This is a genomic window from Vibrio sp. H11, assembly GCF_004804295.1.
Classification (GTDB): Bacteria; Pseudomonadota; Gammaproteobacteria; order Enterobacterales; family Vibrionaceae; genus Vibrio; species Vibrio ostreae.
The window spans coordinates 1-16,989 of record NZ_SSHN01000023.1; the positions used below are offsets into that span (position 1 = coordinate 1).

20 protein-coding genes are annotated in these 16,989 nt (G+C 49.8%); 16 read left to right on the forward strand and 4 right to left on the reverse strand.

What is annotated here, in order from left to right; translation table 11 throughout:
* The 7 genes from E6C74_RS20605 to rplI all read left to right on the forward strand — a co-directional run.
* Window positions 1-227 (forward strand): elongation factor Tu (locus E6C74_RS20605; RefSeq protein WP_206208455.1); only part of this gene is annotated, 227 nt, incomplete at its 5' end.
* 316 nt (window positions 228-543) lie between these two features.
* Window positions 544-732, forward strand: a complete 189-nt coding sequence (locus E6C74_RS20610) for a (2Fe-2S)-binding protein (protein WP_136487920.1) — start codon at window positions 544-546, stop codon at window positions 730-732.
* Between the two features lie 86 nt (window positions 733-818).
* Window positions 819-1,295, forward strand: a complete 477-nt coding sequence (bfr, locus tag E6C74_RS20615) for a bacterioferritin (RefSeq protein ID WP_136487921.1) — start codon at window positions 819-821, stop codon at window positions 1,293-1,295.
* A 200-nt stretch (window positions 1,296-1,495) separates the two neighbouring features.
* The gene (gene rpsF, locus E6C74_RS20620) at window positions 1,496-1,873 is read left to right on the forward strand and encodes a 30S ribosomal protein S6 (protein ID WP_136487922.1); all 378 of its coding nucleotides are present in this window, start codon (window positions 1,496-1,498) and stop codon (window positions 1,871-1,873) included.
* Between the two features lie 8 nt (window positions 1,874-1,881).
* Window positions 1,882-2,184, forward strand: a complete 303-nt coding sequence (gene priB / locus E6C74_RS20625; RefSeq protein ID WP_136487923.1) for a primosomal replication protein N — start codon at window positions 1,882-1,884, stop codon at window positions 2,182-2,184.
* A gap of 15 nt (window positions 2,185-2,199) precedes the next feature.
* On the forward strand, window positions 2,200-2,427 hold the full coding sequence (rpsR, locus tag E6C74_RS20630) for a 30S ribosomal protein S18 (RefSeq protein ID WP_000090471.1): 228 nt from the start codon (window positions 2,200-2,202) through the stop codon (window positions 2,425-2,427).
* Between the two features lie 33 nt (window positions 2,428-2,460).
* A complete protein-coding gene (gene rplI, locus E6C74_RS20635) occupies window positions 2,461-2,910 on the forward strand; it encodes a 50S ribosomal protein L9 (protein WP_136487924.1) in 450 nt (149 codons plus the stop codon).
* Between the two features lie 83 nt (window positions 2,911-2,993).
* Here the strand turns inward: rplI and E6C74_RS20640 are convergent, their stop codons facing one another.
* Window positions 2,994-3,758 (reverse strand): DUF481 domain-containing protein, encoded by a 765-nt coding sequence (locus tag E6C74_RS20640; protein WP_136487925.1) that lies wholly within the window; start codon window positions 3,756-3,758, stop codon window positions 2,994-2,996.
* 162 nt (window positions 3,759-3,920) lie between these two features.
* Here E6C74_RS20640 and E6C74_RS20645 point away from each other — a divergent pair, with 162 nt between their 5' ends.
* Both E6C74_RS20645 and alr read left to right on the forward strand, forming a co-directional pair.
* Window positions 3,921-5,330: a replicative DNA helicase gene (locus E6C74_RS20645; protein ID WP_136487926.1), complete on the forward strand. Its 1,410-nt coding sequence runs from the start codon at window positions 3,921-3,923 to the stop codon at window positions 5,328-5,330.
* Window positions 5,331-5,334: 4 nt separating this feature from the next.
* Complete coding sequence (gene alr / locus E6C74_RS20650; RefSeq protein ID WP_136487927.1) at window positions 5,335-6,429, forward strand: alanine racemase; 1,095 nt, start codon at window positions 5,335-5,337, stop codon at window positions 6,427-6,429.
* Window positions 6,430-6,500: 71 nt separating this feature from the next.
* On the opposite strand, the gene E6C74_RS20655 is transcribed toward alr, so the two are convergent.
* The gene (locus E6C74_RS20655) at window positions 6,501-6,920 is read right to left on the reverse strand and encodes a secondary thiamine-phosphate synthase enzyme YjbQ (RefSeq protein ID WP_136487928.1); all 420 of its coding nucleotides are present in this window, start codon (window positions 6,918-6,920) and stop codon (window positions 6,501-6,503) included.
* A gap of 319 nt (window positions 6,921-7,239) precedes the next feature.
* Between E6C74_RS20655 and pgi the strand changes: the two genes are divergently transcribed.
* The gene (gene pgi / locus E6C74_RS20660; protein WP_136487929.1) at window positions 7,240-8,892 is read left to right on the forward strand and encodes a glucose-6-phosphate isomerase; all 1,653 of its coding nucleotides are present in this window, start codon (window positions 7,240-7,242) and stop codon (window positions 8,890-8,892) included.
* Window positions 8,893-9,019: 127 nt separating this feature from the next.
* On the opposite strand, the gene E6C74_RS20665 is transcribed toward pgi, so the two are convergent.
* Together E6C74_RS20665 and zur are read right to left on the reverse strand one after the other, a co-directional pair.
* Window positions 9,020-9,481, reverse strand: a complete 462-nt coding sequence (locus E6C74_RS20665) for a chemotaxis protein CheX (RefSeq protein ID WP_136487930.1) — start codon at window positions 9,479-9,481, stop codon at window positions 9,020-9,022.
* Window positions 9,482-9,504: 23 nt separating this feature from the next.
* The gene (gene zur / locus E6C74_RS20670) at window positions 9,505-9,954 is read right to left on the reverse strand and encodes a zinc uptake transcriptional repressor Zur (RefSeq protein ID WP_168797075.1); all 450 of its coding nucleotides are present in this window, start codon (window positions 9,952-9,954) and stop codon (window positions 9,505-9,507) included.
* A 245-nt stretch (window positions 9,955-10,199) separates the two neighbouring features.
* Between zur and dusA the strand changes: the two genes are divergently transcribed.
* The 6 genes from dusA to E6C74_RS20700 all read left to right on the forward strand — a co-directional run bounded on the left by dusA (window position 10,200) and on the right by E6C74_RS20700 (window position 16,424).
* Complete coding sequence (gene dusA / locus E6C74_RS20675) at window positions 10,200-11,183, forward strand: tRNA dihydrouridine(20/20a) synthase DusA (protein WP_136487932.1); 984 nt, start codon at window positions 10,200-10,202, stop codon at window positions 11,181-11,183.
* A gap of 203 nt (window positions 11,184-11,386) precedes the next feature.
* On the forward strand, window positions 11,387-11,626 hold the full coding sequence (locus tag E6C74_RS20680) for an envelope stress response protein PspG (RefSeq protein WP_136487933.1): 240 nt from the start codon (window positions 11,387-11,389) through the stop codon (window positions 11,624-11,626).
* A 103-nt stretch (window positions 11,627-11,729) separates the two neighbouring features.
* On the forward strand, window positions 11,730-11,960 hold the full coding sequence (locus E6C74_RS20685) for a hypothetical protein (RefSeq protein WP_136487934.1): 231 nt from the start codon (window positions 11,730-11,732) through the stop codon (window positions 11,958-11,960).
* Window positions 11,961-12,074: 114 nt separating this feature from the next.
* The gene (locus E6C74_RS20690) at window positions 12,075-13,922 is read left to right on the forward strand and encodes an assimilatory sulfite reductase (NADPH) flavoprotein subunit (RefSeq protein WP_206208456.1); all 1,848 of its coding nucleotides are present in this window, start codon (window positions 12,075-12,077) and stop codon (window positions 13,920-13,922) included.
* On the forward strand, window positions 13,922-15,655 hold the full coding sequence (gene cysI, locus E6C74_RS20695; protein ID WP_136487936.1) for an assimilatory sulfite reductase (NADPH) hemoprotein subunit: 1,734 nt from the start codon (window positions 13,922-13,924) through the stop codon (window positions 15,653-15,655). Before E6C74_RS20690 ends, cysI begins: the two co-directional genes overlap by 1 nt.
* Complete coding sequence (locus tag E6C74_RS20700) at window positions 15,648-16,424, forward strand: phosphoadenylyl-sulfate reductase (RefSeq protein ID WP_136487937.1); 777 nt, start codon at window positions 15,648-15,650, stop codon at window positions 16,422-16,424. Before cysI ends, E6C74_RS20700 begins: the two co-directional genes overlap by 8 nt.
* Window positions 16,425-16,989 lie beyond the last annotated feature (565 nt).

Here is a 16,989-nt window from a genome sequence, read left to right on the forward strand (position 1 = left end):
ACACTCCATTCTTCAAAGGCTACCGTCCACAGTTCTACTTCCGTACAACTGACGTAACTGGTAACATCGAGCTGCCAGAAGGCGTAGAAATGGTAATGCCAGGCGACAACATCAAGATGGTTGTTGAGCTGATCGCTCCAATCGCGATGGACGAAGGTCTACGTTTCGCGATTCGTGAAGGCGGCCGTACAGTAGGTGCTGGTGTTGTAGCTAAGATCTTCGCTTAATCGCGAAACTTAGTGCGCATATCGCATTAGAAAAGGGAAGCTTCGGCTTCCCTTTTTGCTTTTTATCGATCGAGTTTGAGCCTTATAGCCATTCGGTTATAAGAAAATTCCTGCCTTAGTTTTTCGTTCGAGATAACTTCTTTTCTAAAACAAAGTGTTACTAAGATAACTGTCATTATTGCGGCAGCTAACTATTTTTTCCCTCAAATTTCACCGGTTTTTTATAACTAATCGATCTTAGCTCGTGCCTGAAAATGGCTAGTAATAAGAATGATTCTCTTTTATATTGCCATTAATGATGAATGAGAGGTGAAGTATGTACGTTTGTTTGTGCCATGGTGTCTCTGACAAAAAGATTAAGAAGTTAGCCCTTGAACAGGGCGTCACGGATATTCGTGGAATCAAACGCTGTACCGCTCTCGGCTCTCAATGCGGAAAATGTGTGAGGCAGGCAAAAGAGATTCTCGGCGAAATTATTCCGGTTCAATACCAACAGGCCAGTTAGTATTAGTTAATACTTAACTTGCTGACTTTTTTGACACTCTCTCATTTGGTTCTACAGTTAAAAGAGCCAAAGAGGAGGGCTTTGTCATGAAAGGTGATCCAATCATCATCCAACACCTGAATAAAATTCTCGGCAATGAACTGGTTGCCATCAATCAATACTTTCTCCACGCCCGTATGTATAAAGACTGGGGCCTGAAACACCTCGCTGATAAGGAGTATCACGAGTCTATCGACGAGATGAAACACGCGGATCATCTGATTGAACGTATCTTATTTCTGGAAGGCATCCCCAACTTGCAGGATCTGGGTAAACTCATGATCGGCGAGGAGACCAAAGAGATGCTCGAATGCGACCTGAAACTGGAAATGGCCGCGATACCGGACTTACGTGATGCGATTGCTTATGCAGAAGATATTCGTGATTACGTCTCCCGTGATCTGTTCCAGGATATTCTGGAAGACGAAGAAGAACATGTCGACTGGCTGGAAACCCAGCTTGGTCTGATTGAAATGACGGGCGTTGAAAACTATCTGCAAGCCCAGTTTGTCGATGAAGACTAATGGTTTATCTTTACAGGGTTTGGGCGCTGTCCCGGACCCTGAATTCCACACTGTGAGACCCACACATTTCCCTTGCTAAAGCTGCTGTCTTTCTGTACTATCTCCGCTCCTAAATTCTCGGTCAATTTTCATTAGTTCCTTGCTTCCTCTGGACGACCGGGCCAACTCTGGAAGCTGAATAATCCGTAAGGAGCAATTCGATGCGTCATTACGAAATCGTATTCATGGTGCACCCTGATCAAAGCGAGCAAGTTGCTGGCATGATCGAGCGTTACACTGGTCTTATCACTGAAGCGAACGGTACTGTACACCGTCTAGAAGACTGGGGCCGCCGTCAACTGGCTTACCCAATCAACAAGCTTCACAAAGCTCACTACGTTCTGATGAACGTTGAAGCTGACCAAGCTGTTATCGATGAACTGGAAACTGCTTTCCGTTTCAACGACGCAGTTCTGCGTAACATGATCATGCGTACTAAAGCGCCTGTAACTGAAGCGTCTATCATGCTGAAAGCGAAAGAAGAGCGTGCTCCTCGTCGCGAAGATCGTGAAGAAGCTAAATCAGAAGCAGCTGAGTAATTTCCTTTATGACCAATCGAATGGAGTTGAGTGGCTCAGTCGCGAAACCTCCGATTCGAAGCAAGAGCCCGTCGGGTGTTGAACATTGCCGTTTCTGGCTTGAACATCGCTCTACAGTGCTTGAAGCCGACCTGCCGAGGCAAGTGTATTGCCGCATGCCAGTGGTGGTCAGCGGGCAAAGGTCAAAAGCGTTAACTCAACATTTAGTACAAGGCAGCACCATTCAGGTGAGCGGGTTTGTCGCTTACCAGACCGGCCGGAATGGCGTCGGTAAAGTGGTGCTTCATGCCGACAACATTATCCAAATTTAGATCAGGAGATAGCCCATGGCTCGTTTCTTCCGTCGTCGTAAATTCTGCCGTTTTACTGCAGAAGGCGTACAAGAGATTGATTACAAAGACGTAGCAACTCTTAAGAACTACATCACTGAAGCTGGTAAAATCGTACCTAGCCGTATCACTGGTACCAGTGCTAAGTACCAGCGTCAGCTAGCTCGTGCAATCAAACGTGCTCGCTACCTAGCTCTACTGCCATACACTGACAAACATCAGTAATTGGCACCGTTTATTAAGAAAGAGGATTAAGCAATGCAAGTTATTCTACTTGATAAAATCGGTAACCTAGGTGGTCTTGGCGATACAGTTAGCGTTAAATCTGGTTACGCTCGTAACTTCCTTATCCCACAAGGTAAGGCTGTAATGGCAACTAAAGCTAACGTTGAAATGTTTGAAGGCCGTCGTGCTGAACTTGAAGCGAAAGTTGCTGAGCAACTGGCTGCTGCACAAGCTCGTGCTGACCAAGTTGAAGCTCTGGAAGCGGTAGTTATCGCATCTAAAGCTGGTGACGAAGGTAAACTGTTCGGTTCTATCGGTACTCGTGACATCGCTGATGCAATCACTGCAGCAGGCGTTGCAGTTTCTAAGAGCGAAGTTCGCCTACCTGAAGGCGCTCTGCGCAACACTGGTGAATTCGAAGTTAGCGTTCAACTTCACTCTGAAGTTTTCGCAACTGTGAATCTGCAGGTTGTTGCTGAGTAATTTCAGCTGACAGACGAATTAAAAACACCAGCCTCGGCTGGTGTTTTTTTATGTCTGTAATCCGTGCTCCGGGCCTTAGAACCTCAGAACAGGAAGATCAGGTTGACCGACAACACGCTGTCGGCCTTGCTCAGTCCTTCCGGCACCTTGGTGTGATACTGGCGCGACTGGTTGATCTTGAGAGCGATATCTTCGGTGATGTTATTAATGACACTCAGCTCGGAATCGAGCCGGGTATTGCTTTCACCGTTGATAAGGTTCAGGTCTGCCGCCAGCTTAAGTGATTTGAATACCTGCCATTCTGCCTTGATGTTGCTGCGGAAGATAGGCTCCTTCACTTTATTCGGGAACACCACATCGTCACTGTCGATTTCATCCAGGTTCGGTTTTTGATAGCGATAACCGGGGCCGGCTTCGAGCTCAATCAGCAGATCTTCGGTATTGGTCAGCTGATAACCCATACCGGCCGACCAGGTGTAATCGGTAAAGTAGGCACTGTAGCGTGAATCAATCCCTTTAAAGCTGCCGTACAGATAGGATTTCGGGCCTAACTTGTAGTCGGTCTGCAGCGCATAGTTGGACTGGCGTTTGTCCTCTTTACCATTTTTATTCAGCCGGTAAAAACGCCACTCACCGTTGGTCCGGTGACGCCCTTCGATATATTCACCTTTGATGCGGGTATTGAGCGACTCCGAATCGGTATTGCCGGTATGGGACTGGTAGCCAAATTCTACCTGGCTGGTCCAGTGGGAAGGCACCTGAATCTCGCTTTCACTCTCAGGTTCTTCCTGTGCGAATACACAGTAACTGGTCATCAGGCCAAGACTAAGAAGCCAAATTCTGGACACGCAGTACCTCAAAAAACGGGTGGATAAATTGCATAATAAGTTTGTCTCGTCGGGCGTGGGTCATGTGACCGTTAATTCTGTTTTCGCAGCCCATAAACTTTCTCTTGGGTGATTATAAATTGTGTATAATGGTCGGTCATTAAAGAGTTACCGAGTGAAGTCATGGCTGATCCCCGAACAGATAATCGAAACCGCAAATCTTCCGATGCCCAGGTGGAAGCGATCAAAGCACCGCCGCATTCCTTAGAAGCCGAGCAGTCCGTGATCGGCGGCTTATTGCTGGATAACGAACGTTGGGACACGGTCTCAGAGCGGGTTGTTACTCACGACTTTTACAGCCGGCCCCATCGCCTGATTTTCGATGGCGTGAAATCTATTCTGGAAGCGAGCAAACCTCTCGATCTGATCACGCTGTCCGAATTTCTTGAACAGCGTGAGCAGCTGGAAGATGTCGGTGGCTTTGCCTATTTGGCTGACCTGGCCAAGAATACGCCGAGTGCGGCCAACATTAATGCTTACGCCGAAATTGTCGCTGAACGCGCGCTGGTTCGCAACCTTATTGGTGTGGCGAATGAAATTGCTGATGCCGGTTATGATCCGCAGGGGCGCAGCTCGGAAGATCTGCTCGACCTGGCAGAGAGTAAAGTGTTTGCTATCGCTGAAGCGCGTACCAGTGAGAACGAAGGGCCACAGAATGTTGACAACATTCTGGAAAAGACCCTGGAGCGGATTGAGCTGTTGTACAAAACGCCGCAGGATGGTGTGACCGGGGTCGATACCGGTTTTACCGACCTCAACAAGAAAACCGCCGGTCTGCAGGGCTCGGATCTCATCATTGTGGCGGCACGTCCGTCGATGGGTAAAACCACCTTCGCGATGAACTTGTGTGAAAACGCGGCCATGGAGCAGGAAAAGCCAGTATTGATCTTCTCGCTGGAGATGCCAGCCGAACAGATCATGATGCGTATGCTGGCTTCATTATCACGGGTTGATCAAACCAAGATTCGTACCGGTCAGCTTGATGATGAGGATTGGGCACGTATTTCTTCTACCATGGGGATCCTAATGGAGAAGAAAAACATGTACATCGATGACAGCTCGGGTCTGACACCAACCGAAGTGCGTTCCCGTGCACGCCGTATTGCACGTGAACACGGCGGCTTGTCGCTTATCATGGTCGACTACCTGCAGCTGATGCGTGTACCGGCGCTGTCTGATAACCGGACACTGGAAATTGCTGAGATTTCACGCTCGCTGAAAGCGCTGGCCAAAGAGCTTAATGTACCTGTGGTCGCACTGTCACAGTTGAACCGCTCGCTCGAGCAACGGGCCGATAAACGTCCGGTTAACTCGGACTTGCGTGAATCCGGCTCAATCGAGCAGGATGCCGACTTGATCATGTTCATCTATCGCGATGAAGTGTATCACCCGGACAGCGCGCTGAAAGGCACCGCTGAAATCATCATCGGTAAGCAGCGTAACGGCCCTATCGGTTCGGTACGTCTCACCTTCCAGGGCCAGTATTCGCGTTTTGACAACTACGCGGGGCCGGCCTTTGACGATGATGAGTAAGGGTATGAGCTATACCCAGGCGGCCACCGCCCATATTAATCTGGCTGCGCTGCGCCATAACTTGCAGCGTATCCAGCAGCAGGCGCCGCACAGCCGCTTAATTGCAGTGGTGAAAGCCAATGGCTACGGTCATGGTTTATGCCCGGTTGCTGAGCATGCACAAGGAGCCGATGCGTTTGGCGTCGCCCGGATGGAAGAAGCGCTGCAGCTGCGCGCCAGTGGTGCCACCAAACCTATTTTGCTGCTGGAAGGGTTTTATCTGCCCGCCGATTTGCCATTACTGGTCGCACACAATATTCAGACTGCGCTGCACTGCGAAGAGCAGTTACAAGCGCTGGAAACTGCCACTCTGGATAAACCGGTCGTGGTGTGGCTCAAAATCGACAGCGGCATGCACCGCCTTGGCGTGCGCCCTGAACAGTGCGCGGGATTTATTGAGCGTCTGCAACGCTGTGCCAATGTGGCGCAACCGGTGCGCTTTATGAGCCATTTTGGCTGTGCCGATGAACTGGACAGCCCGGTTACTCACGAACAAATCAAACAGTTTCAGGCCGTCACTCTCGGTCTGCCGGGTGAGCGCTCGATGGCGGCTTCGGCCGGATTACTCGCCTGGCCACGCAGCCAGATGGACTGGGTTCGTCCGGGTATCATTATGTATGGTGTGTCGCCGTTTGCCGACCAGACCGGATCAGAGCTGGGTTACCAGCCGGTGATGACGATGAAATCGCGGCTGATCGCGGTGCGTGACGTCAAAGAGGGTGAAAGTGTCGGTTATGGCGGACACTGGACCGCGCTGCGCGATACCCGGATTGGTGTGATCGCTATGGGGTATGGCGATGGTTATCCGCGCATGGCGCCAAACGGTACGCCGGTGCTGGTCAATGGACGTATCGTGCCGTTGGCGGGGCGGGTGTCTATGGATATGCTGTGTGTTGACTTAGGCCCGCATGGCAGCGAAAAAGTCGGCGATGAAGCCATTTTATGGGGCGACGGCCTGCCGGTCGAGCATGTCGCACGCCATGTCGGAACTCTCGGCTATGAGCTGGTCACTAAGCTGACCGCCCGGGTGGTGATGTCTTATAGCGAAGCAGGCCTTTAGGCCTGTTTTTTTATTGGCGCTCAATAGCTGAAGGCGCGATGACATTTTTCTCTGCACACCCTGGCTCTCCCTTATTCGCCCTGCAGCGTCGCAATCAGACGGCGCGGCCCACCATGATCCCTGTGCTCCCCGAGGTAAATGCCTTGCCATGTTCCTAAAGCTAACCGGCCGTTGCTGATTGGCAGCGTGATACTGGATCCGAGCAGGGATGCTTTGATGTGAGCCGGCATGTCGTCATCCCCTTCATAGGTATGCACGTAGTAGGCAGCCCGCTCCGGAACAAAGTGGTTAAAGTGCTGTTCCATATCGGAGCGTACGGTCGGATCGGCGTTTTCATTGATGGTCAGGCTGGCTGAGGTATGCTGGATAAACAGATGTAGTAAACCGACAGATAACTCACGCAACTGCGGCAATTGTTGTTCAATTTCATCAGTGATCAGATGAAAGCCGCGCGGGTATGCGCGTAGTTGAATTTTCTGTTGTGCCCACATAAGGGTCTCTCCATAATCTATTTGGCAAACGGTGCTAGAAACGCTATGGTGGCGCCACTTGATTGCAATACAATATTTAAATATCAGGCAATAGTTAAACACTAGGTAATAGTTAAACACTAGGTGTTTACGTGACTTAACTCAATGCGGGTAGCGCACAGCTGAGTCATAATTGTGCATTGAAAATTTATTACATTTTTAAGCGGCAATCCGCACCCAATTTTATCATTTTCTTTTTGCTCAATCGGGGATTCTGCATTCTTGGCGCCAGTGGCTAAGATTAGTGGAATAAAACCAAAGTAACATCGGGATAGATACCATGTTGAAAAATATCAATCCAACGCAAACACAAGCTTGGAAAGCACTGACTGCACACTTTGAATCTGCACAGGATATGGACCTCAAATCATTGTTCGCACAGGACAGTGAGCGTTTCGCCAACTACTCTACACGTTTTGGCGCTGACATTCTGGTTGACTACTCTAAGAACCTGGTCAACCAAGAGACTATGAAGCACTTGCTGGCTCTGGCAGAAGAGACAGACGTTAAAGGCGCGATTGAAGCCATGTTCAGCGGTGAAGCGATCAACCAGACTGAAGGTCGTTCAGTGCTGCACACGGCACTGCGTAACCGCAGCAATAACCCGGTGATGTCTGGCGGTCAGGATGTCATGCCTGCAGTCAACGCTGTGCTGGAGAAAATGAAAGGTTTCTCTGAGCGCATCATCGGTGGTGAGTGGAAAGGCTTCACTGGCAAAGCCATCACTGACGTCGTGAACATCGGTATCGGTGGTTCGGATCTGGGGCCTTATATGGTGACAGAAGCGCTGACGCCATACAAAAATCATCTGACTATGCATTTTGTGTCGAACGTTGATGGTACTCACATCGCAGAAACACTGAAGAAAGTGAACCCGGAAACTACGCTGTTCCTGGTGGCATCGAAAACCTTCACCACTCAGGAAACCATGACTAACGCGCATTCAGCCCGTGACTGGTTCCTGGCGTCTGCCGGTGATGAAGCGCATGTTGCAAAACACTTTGCGGCACTGTCAACCAACGCTCAGGCTGTGGCAGAGTTTGGTATCGATACTGACAACATGTTTGAATTCTGGGACTGGGTGGGCGGTCGTTACTCACTATGGTCAGCGATTGGTCTGTCGATCATCCTGTCTATCGGCTACGACAACTTTGTTGAGCTGCTGAGCGGTGCGCATGAAATGGACCAACACTTTGTTGAGACTCCGTTTGAAAGCAATATTCCGGTTATCCTGGCGCTGATTGGCCTGTGGTACAACAATTTCCACGGCGCGGAATCAGAAGCAATTCTGCCATACGATCAGTACATGCACCGTTTCGCGGCTTACTTCCAGCAAGGTAACATGGAATCAAACGGTAAGTACGTTGACCGTAACGGCAACCCGGTGACTTACCAGACGGGGCCTATTATCTGGGGTGAACCAGGTACTAACGGCCAGCACGCGTTCTACCAGTTGATTCACCAGGGTACCAAACTGATTCCTTGTGACTTTATCGCGCCAGCGCAGACTCACAATGCCGTTAGCGACCATCATCAAAAACTGATGTCGAATTTCTTCGCTCAGACTGAAGCATTGGCATTTGGTAAGTCAGCTGAGACAGTGAAAGCTGAGCTGCTAAAAGCGGGCAAATCAGAGCAGGAAGCGGCAGAGCTGGTTCCATTCAAAGTGTTTGAAGGTAACCGTCCGACCAACTCGATTCTGGTCAAACAGATCAACCCGCGTACGCTGGGTAACCTGATTGCGATGTACGAGCACAAAATCTTCGTACAAGGCGTGATCTGGAATATCTTCACCTTTGACCAATGGGGGGTAGAACTGGGTAAACAACTGGCTAACCAAATCCTGCCGGAACTGGCAGACGATGCGGCAATCAGCTCACACGACAGTTCAACCAACGGTCTGATCAATGCGTTTAAAGCGTTTCGCGCTTAACCATTAATGCTTCGGGCCAAGTGCCCGAAGCATGCAGATTCAGAAACGACTCAGGTTCTGAAGTCACAGACACAAAAAAGCGGATGCCGGTGCATCCGCTTTTTCTATGTATGAATACCGCCAGGGATTATTCGAAACAGATCTCGATAAAAGCGTTACCCCACTGGGAAGCAAACGGCATGATGATGATGGAGCCTTCGCACTTGTGGCGAATGGTGTGACCACGGCCGGATACCACCACAGGCGTGGCCATATCAAAATCAAAGCCGCTTTCTGCCAGAATGCGTTTTGCACCACCGGTAACCATGTTGGTGATTTCACCCACCATATCGGTCACTTCTTCGTTCAACCCGTTTGGCCTTTCGCCCAGCATGTTCTGCATGATCTCCAGTGCCAGACTCTCATCGAAGGTGATCGACATTGAGCCACGAGTCTGCTGCCCGATCATGCCAATCAAACCGGACACATCACCGCGGGCGATCTCATCTTTTTTCAGACGAGGTTTCTGGGGCTTCAGCTCTAGTGAAGCCATCGTTTTTAAAACGTTCAACAAAGACGCTAAAAACGGGTTTACAAATTCAGCGCGCATAACCTTCTTCTATTGTTTCATTCTTATTTTGAGGAACACGATTGACACACGCCATGTGATTCAATCACATGATTATCAATCTTAAAGCCGTGTTTCTCCGCGTTGTCTGCCAGTAAGGCTATCAGACTATCATCTTGCAGTTCAATGACGTTGCCACACTGGTCACAAATCAACAGTTGCGAGAAATGCTTGTGGGCATTGCAGGAACAGCAGGAAATAAAACTGTTAGTGGATTCCACCCGATGAATGAAACCTTGCTCCATCAGAAAGTCCAGTGCCCGATAAACGGTTGGTGGTTTGGCTTGTGGTTCACTCTGTTTGAGGTCTTCCAGTAACTCATAGGCACTGGATGCCTTTTTGCTGGCACAAATCAGTTCAAAGACCCGTTTGCGCTGCGTTGTGAGCCTGACACCTCGTGCGGCACATATTTCTTCAATCTGTTGGGTAAGCTTAGTATCCAAATTTATCACCATAATTGCCGGACTGTAGTAATCATATACTATTTCCGAATGAAGATCGTTTCCTCATCAATAAAACCGGCTTTTTCAACCACTAACAAGGATATCTCGTCAGATAAGCGCTAACTTACCTTATTTGTTCACAAAACGATACCTCGAACAACGGTTGGCGAGATAAACAGAAGCGATTACAATGCCAAGCTTTGTTTTGGTCACCCGGTGACCGAATGCTTTAGACCGAAAACGGGGATGTTAGACCAATGACTCACTCATGCCGGCTGTCTGTGGCGCCAATGTTAGATTGGACCGATCGCCACTGCCGTTATTTCCATCGTTTGCTCTCATCGCAAACCTTACTTTATACCGAAATGGTAACCACAGGTGCGATCATCCATGGAAAGGGTGACTTTTTGGCCTACAACCAGGAAGAGCATCCGCTTGCCCTGCAGTTGGGCGGCTCTAACCCGGCGGATCTGGCGCGCTGTGCCAAACTGGCCGAAGAGCGCGGCTACGATGAGGTTAACCTCAATGTCGGTTGTCCGTCTGACCGGGTGCAGAACGGCCGCTTTGGTGCCTGCCTGATGGCAGAACCTGAGCTGGTTGCCGAATGTGTTGCAGCCATGAAAGCTGAGGTCAATATTCCGGTGACGGTGAAAACCCGCATCGGTATCGACGATCTCGACTCTTATGAATTCCTGACCCGCTTTGTGACTCTGGTTTCTGAGCAGGGCGGTTGTGAGCAGTTTACTATTCACGCCCGTAAGGCGTGGCTGAGTGGTCTGAGTCCGAAAGAGAACCGAGAGATCCCGCCGCTCGATTACCCGCGTGCTTACCAGCTTAAGCAGGATTTTCCGCATCTGACTATCGCTATCAATGGTGGCGTTAAGTCACTGCAGGAGGCGCAACTGCACCTCGAGCATCTGGACGGGGTGATGATTGGCCGCGAAGCGTATCAGAGTCCTTATATTCTGGCGGAAGTTGACCAGCAGCTCTTTGGCCTCGAACAGCCAGTCAAGAAGCGCTCTGAGATTGTGCACGAGATGTATCCGTACATTGAGCGGCAGTTGTCGCAGGGCGCGTATCTGGGCCACATCACCCGCCACATGTTGGGCCTGTTCCAGAGTATGCCGGGTGCCCGCCAGTGGCGTCGTCACATCAGTGAAAATGCGCACAAACCGGGCGCGGGCATTGAAGTGGTCGAGCAGGCGCTGGCCAAAATCCCATACCAGGATCTCGGTGTGTAAAATTCACCGCTAACTGGTATTTTTGACCAAATGACCAAGCCATGTGAGTTAACTCATGTGGCTTTTTTATTGCCTCACGGTTAGTTATCAGTGGGTTAGCCTGTTTGATTTTCTGGCCTGTAATCTGCAACACTTTCAGCATGAGAGTTGTACATTGTCAGTACAGCACATGATGGGTAACGCAAGAGGCGCAGAGAAGCATTATGATGGAATTGATTGTACTGACCGTATTTGTGGTCGGCTTACTGGTCAGCGGGCTGACCATGATGGGCGTGCTGGTGGCCGCTGGTGCGGCGGCAGTGACTATGCTGCTGCTTAGTGTGCTCGGCATCGCGCTTAAGTTATTGCCTTGGATCATTGTGATTGGTCTGGCGGTACTGGCCTACCGTTATTACTGCCGGGACACTGGCCGTAATGCGCAATACAGGAACTGGCGCCGCTGAGCAGAGCGTGGTCGTCATCAACCTTCTGTATCGGCCGATTCGCATTCTGATGGAAATCGTCCATGCTTAATAACGAAGGATCGGCAATATAGTGAGAATGGCGATGACTATCACGGAACTGAGAAACCTATACCGCGCAAAGATGCTGGTAGAAGCGATCATCGAGCCTTATTCAGATGAAGGAGAATGGATAGTGGAGTTCCGCCATCAGGAAGGCGGTTTCTTATTACTGACCGGCCCTAATGGTGAGGAGTGCCACTACGGCGACCTGGATCAAGCCTCCAAATCCGCCATGGCGGTCGGCTTTAAACAGGTAAGGGTGGAAGCCAGATAAGGGCACTTAAGTGCTAAGGGTGAAATTTTATCCTCCTTACTTCCAAAAAGTTATAAAACATGCTCATCTATTCTTTCTTGTTATTAAGAGGAGTGGTTAATCTATCGTCACGCAATGAATAAGGAAGTCGTGACAATGTCTTCAGGAAACACCATACCAAAAGAACTAGCTGGGTTGGCAAGCCCACTAAACGACTCGCAGCTCAACCAGCTGCAACAAACGATTTCACAACTCTCACCTCATCAGATGGCTTGGGTGAGCGGTTATTTTTGGGGATTAAGCCAGACTCAGGGGGCTGTAGCTCCTCTGACTCAGGCCGCCGCACTGACGGCAGCAAAACCAGCTGGTAAGCTGAGCATCATCTATGCTTCGCAGACCGGTAACGCCAAAGGCGTCGCGGAACTGTTAGAACAGGAAGCGCAGGCAGCCGGTGTTGCGGTACAGCTGTTTGATGCCAGCGACTACAAAGGCAAAGATCTGGCGAAAGAAACGCACGTGATCTTTGTTGCCTCGACCAACGGCGAAGGCGAAGCACCAGACAACGCTCTGGAGCTGCATGAGTTCCTGCAATCGAAGAAAGCGCCAAAACTGCCAAATCTGCAGTACGGTGTGATTGGTCTGGGTGACTCCAGCTATGAATTCTTCTGCCAAACCGGTAAAGACTTTGATGCCTTCCTGGAAAAACTGGGTGCACAACGTTTCATCGACCGTGTTGACTGCGACGTGGATTACGATGCACCGGCAGCGGAATGGCGTGCTAAAGCACTGGAAGTGGTCAAAGAAGCGCTGGCAAACAGCCAAGCGGAAGTGGTTCAGCTTCCGATTGGTCAGGCTGCTGGTCACCATTCTCAGTACAACAAACAAAATCCATACACAGCGACGCTGCTCACCAGCCAGAAAATTACTGGTCGTGATTCAGGCAAAGATGTCCGTCACATTGAAATTGATCTGGCGGAATCTGGCATGTCATATCAGCCGGGTGATGCACTGGGCGTGTGGTATGAAAACTGTCCTGAACTGGCCAATGCTGTACTGGCAGCGGCTGGTCTGTCTGGGGTCGAAAGTGTTGAAATCGATGGCGAAAGCTTGTCGGTGCACAGTGCTCTGGTCAGCAAATTTGAAATCACCACTTCTAACCCACAGTTTGTCACTAAATTTGCTGAACTGTCCGGCAGTGAAAAACTGCAGCAGCTGGTGGAAGACAAAGACAAGTTACGTGAGTACTCAGCCAACACCCAGATCCTGGATGTGCTGCTGGAGAAGAAAACCAAACTGTCGGCTGAGCAGCTGATCTCTCTGCTGCGTCGTCTGACTCCGCGTCTGTACTCAATCGCCTCCAGCCAGACTGAAGTGGATGAAGAAGTCCACCTGACCGTCGGTATCGTTGAGTACGATGTAGATGGCCAGCCTCGTCAGGGTGGCGCGTCAGGCTTCCTTGGTCAGCGTCTGGAAGAAGGCGAAGAAGTGAAAGTGTTCATTGAACACAACAATAACTTCAAACTGCCTCAGGATGACGCAACCCCGGTGATCATGATTGGTCCGGGGACCGGTATCGCGCCGTTCCGCAGTTTCGTCCAGGAACGTGATAACCGTGGCGCATCAGGTAAAAACTGGCTGTTCTTTGGTGATCGCACCTTTACTCAGGACTTCCTGTATCAGGTGGAATGGCAGAAATATCTCAAGTCTGGCGCTCTGCACCGTCTGGATGTGGCATTCAGCCGTGATCAGAATGAAAAAGTGTATGTACAGCATCGTGTTCTGGAACAGGCCAAGCAAGTATGGCAATGGCTGCAAGATGGCGCTTATGTCTACATCTGTGGTGATGCAACCCGTATGGCAAAAGATGTACACGAAGCTTTAGTCACAGTCGCTGAGCAACAAGGCGGTCTGTCACGTGAGAAAGCAGAAGAGTATTTCAACGACCTACGCAAAGCCAAACGTTACCAGAGAGATGTGTACTAATGAGCCATAAAATTGAAAACAACACTCAGGAAGTACTGGGCGAAGTACTGGGTAAACTTTCTGACAACGAGCGTCTGAAGCGCGAAAGTAATTTCCTGCGCGGCACTATTGAAGCTGATCTGCAGGATCGCATCACCGGTGGTTTCACTGCAGATAACTTCCAGCTGATCCGTTTCCACGGTATGTACCAGCAGGATGACCGTGATATTCGTAACGAACGTACCAAACAGAAACTGGAACCACTGCATAACGTGATGCTGCGTGCCCGTATGCCGGGCGGCATCATCCAGCCGAAGCAATGGCTGGCGATCGACAAGTTTGCCACTGAGCACACTATGTACGGCAGCATCCGTCTGACCACCCGTCAGACCTTCCAGTTCCACGGTGTACTAAAGCCAAACATTAAGCTGATGCACCAGACGCTGAACAGCATTGGTATCGATTCAATCGCAACCGCGGGTGACGTAAACCGTAACGTACTATGTACTTCAAACCCGGTAGAGTCTGAACTGCATCAGGAAGCGTACGAGTGGGCGAAGAAAATCAGTGAGCATCTGCTGCCGAAAACCCGCGCTTACGCAGAAATCTGGCTGGATGGCGAAAAAGTTGAAACCACAGATGAAGAACCAATCCTGGGTAGCAACTACTTACCACGTAAATTCAAAACCACAGTGGTTATCCCGCCGCACAACGACATCGACGTGCATGCCAACGATCTGAACTTCGTTGCGATTGCCGATAACGGCAAACTGGTTGGTTTTAACGTGCTGGTGGGCGGTGGCCTGGCAATGACGCATGGTGATACATCGACTTACCCGCGTCGTGCCGATGACTTTGGCTTTATCCCGCTGGATAAAACTCTGGATGTCGCAGCAGCCGTTGTTACCACTCAGCGTGACTGGGGTAACCGTTCTAACCGTAAGAACGCGAAAACCAAATACACTCTGGACCGCGTTGGTGTGGATGTATTTAAAGCCGAAGTGGAAAAACGTGCTGGGGTAACATTCGCTGACAGCCGTCCATATGAGTTCACCGACCGTGGTGACCGTATTGGTTGGGTTGAAGGTATTGATGGGAAACATCACCTGGCGCTGTTTATCGAAAACGGCCGTCTGCTCGATTATCCGGGTAAACCGCTCAAAACCGGTGTCGCTGAAATCGCGAAGATTCACCAGGGCGATTTCCGTATGACCGCAAACCAGAACCTGATTATTGCGGGTGTTCCGGCAGAGCAGAAAGCGGAAATCGAAGCCATTGCGGTAGCGCATGGCCTGATGGACAGCACTGTCAGCGAGCAGCGTAAGAACTCAATGGCGTGTGTGGCATTCCCGACGTGTCCGCTGGCGATGGCAGAAGCAGAACGTTTCCTGCCTGGCTTCGTGACGGATGTGGAAGGCATTCTGGAAAAACACCAACTGCCAAAAGAAGACAACATTATTCTGCGAGTTACGGGTTGTCCGAATGGTTGTGGCCGAGCCATGCTGGCTGAAATCGGTCTGGTAGGTAAAGCACCAGGTCGTTACAACCTGCACCTTGGCGGTAACCGCGCGGGTACCCGTGTTCCTAAAATGTATAAAGAGAACATCACTGATAAACAAATCCTGGAAGAGATCGATCAACTGGTAGGACGCTGGGCAACTGAGCGTCAGGATGGCGAAGCCTTTGGTGACTTCACTATTCGTACCGGTATTATCCAGGAAGTGGTGGTCTCCAAGAGGGATTTTTATGCCTGAGACCGTAACTACTCCGAATCTGACGGAGTTGTTAACCCTGACTAAGGTGCAGCAAACGCTGCACCTGGCAGAGATTAACGCTTATCTGGAAACATTAACTGCTCAGGACCGCGTTGCGTGGGCACTGGATAACCTGCAGGGAACCCATGCGGTTTCTTCCAGTTTTGGTATCCAGGCTGCTGTGATGCTGCACCTGGTAACTTCGGTGAAGAAAGATGTCCCGGTTGTTTTGACCGATACCGGCTATCTGTTTCCTGAGACGTATCAGTTTATTGACCAGTTGACTGAGCGCCTGGGCCTGAACCTGAAAATTTACTCGGCCGAATTATCGCCTGCATGGCAGGAAGCGCGCTTTGGTAAATTATGGGAACAAGGCGTGACCGGCATTGAACAGTACAACAAACTGAACAAAGTCGAGCCAATGCGCCGAGCTCTGAACGAGTTGGAAGTGGGGACCTGGTTCTCTGGTCTGCGTCGTGAACAATCTAAGTCACGTGCAACCTTGCCTATTCTTGCCATCCAAAATGGTGTGTTTAAGTTCTTACCAGTCATCGACTGGACTAATAAAGACGTGCACTACTATTTAGAGGAACACAATCTGCCATACCATCCGTTATGGGAGCAGGGGTACCTTTCAGTGGGTGATACCCATACCACACGTAAGTGGGAACCGGGTATGAGTGAAGAAGAAACCCGTTTCTTTGGTTTGAAACGAGAGTGTGGTCTTCACGAAGATACACCACCTGAACAGGATGGTTCGGGTATTTAATCCGAAACAGATAAAAAAAGCCGCGTCAGCGGCTTTTTTTATCTTAGTTGTTTTGTCTTTTCTGCCTGGCTTACCTCCCATAAAGGTATAACTCTGTGGATAAGTTGTTGCCAAGTTTGGGGTAAAAATGGATAAATAAGGCTTTGAGTGTTAAATCGCCACTTAAGCGTTATTTTTGCATTTTTTTGAAATATCGCTTGCCAACGGGAAGCAACTCTCTATAATGCCGCCTCACTGACACGGCAGACGCCGCAAGGCTTCAGCGCTGGTCAGTGAGGTGAAAAGCTTCTGAGAAATAAATTTGAAAAAGTGTTTGACTCTTCAAATTAACTCGCTAGAATGCACCTCCGCTTTGAGAAGAAAGTTTCGAAAGGCAACGCTCTTTAACAATATAAACCTATCAATCTGTGTGGGCACTCGTTGATGATAATCGAAGATGATTCTAGAGAATCAACTTAGGTATCAATGAACTGAGTGACCAAATTTGAATGAGCAATCATTCGAGCACAGTCAATTCATTACCATTCTGTTGGAATGGTAATAGCTTTGAATTACTAAGGTAATT

What these genes read in the sequence shown, in the direction of transcription:
- E6C74_RS20610 (WP_136487920.1), top strand. Translation starts at nt 544, where the DNA reads ATGTACGTTTGTTTGTGCCATGGTGTCTCTGACAAAAAGATTAAGAAG.
- bfr (WP_136487921.1), top strand. Translation starts at nt 819, where the DNA reads ATGAAAGGTGATCCAATCATCATCCAACACCTGAATAAAATTCTCGGC.
- rpsF (WP_136487922.1), top strand. Translation starts at nt 1,496, where the DNA reads ATGCGTCATTACGAAATCGTATTCATGGTGCACCCTGATCAAAGCGAG.
- priB (WP_136487923.1), top strand. Translation starts at nt 1,882, where the DNA reads ATGACCAATCGAATGGAGTTGAGTGGCTCAGTCGCGAAACCTCCGATT.
- rpsR (WP_000090471.1), top strand. Translation starts at nt 2,200, where the DNA reads ATGGCTCGTTTCTTCCGTCGTCGTAAATTCTGCCGTTTTACTGCAGAA.
- rplI (WP_136487924.1), top strand. Translation starts at nt 2,461, where the DNA reads ATGCAAGTTATTCTACTTGATAAAATCGGTAACCTAGGTGGTCTTGGC.
- E6C74_RS20645 (WP_136487926.1), top strand. Translation starts at nt 3,921, where the DNA reads ATGGCTGATCCCCGAACAGATAATCGAAACCGCAAATCTTCCGATGCC.
- alr (WP_136487927.1), top strand. Translation starts at nt 5,335, where the DNA reads ATGAGCTATACCCAGGCGGCCACCGCCCATATTAATCTGGCTGCGCTG.
- E6C74_RS20655 (WP_136487928.1), bottom strand. Translation starts at nt 6,920, where the DNA reads ATGTGGGCACAACAGAAAATTCAACTACGCGCATACCCGCGCGGCTTT.
- pgi (WP_136487929.1), top strand. Translation starts at nt 7,240, where the DNA reads ATGTTGAAAAATATCAATCCAACGCAAACACAAGCTTGGAAAGCACTG.
- E6C74_RS20665 (WP_136487930.1), bottom strand. Translation starts at nt 9,481, where the DNA reads ATGCGCGCTGAATTTGTAAACCCGTTTTTAGCGTCTTTGTTGAACGTT.
- zur (WP_168797075.1), bottom strand. Translation starts at nt 9,954, where the DNA reads ATGGTGATAAATTTGGATACTAAGCTTACCCAACAGATTGAAGAAATA.
- dusA (WP_136487932.1), top strand. Translation starts at nt 10,200, where the DNA reads ATGACTCACTCATGCCGGCTGTCTGTGGCGCCAATGTTAGATTGGACC.
- E6C74_RS20680 (WP_136487933.1), top strand. Translation starts at nt 11,387, where the DNA reads ATGATGGAATTGATTGTACTGACCGTATTTGTGGTCGGCTTACTGGTC.
- E6C74_RS20685 (WP_136487934.1), top strand. Translation starts at nt 11,730, where the DNA reads ATGACTATCACGGAACTGAGAAACCTATACCGCGCAAAGATGCTGGTA.
- E6C74_RS20690 (WP_206208456.1), top strand. Translation starts at nt 12,075, where the DNA reads ATGAATAAGGAAGTCGTGACAATGTCTTCAGGAAACACCATACCAAAA.
- cysI (WP_136487936.1), top strand. Translation starts at nt 13,922, where the DNA reads ATGAGCCATAAAATTGAAAACAACACTCAGGAAGTACTGGGCGAAGTA.
- E6C74_RS20700 (WP_136487937.1), top strand. Translation starts at nt 15,648, where the DNA reads ATGCCTGAGACCGTAACTACTCCGAATCTGACGGAGTTGTTAACCCTG.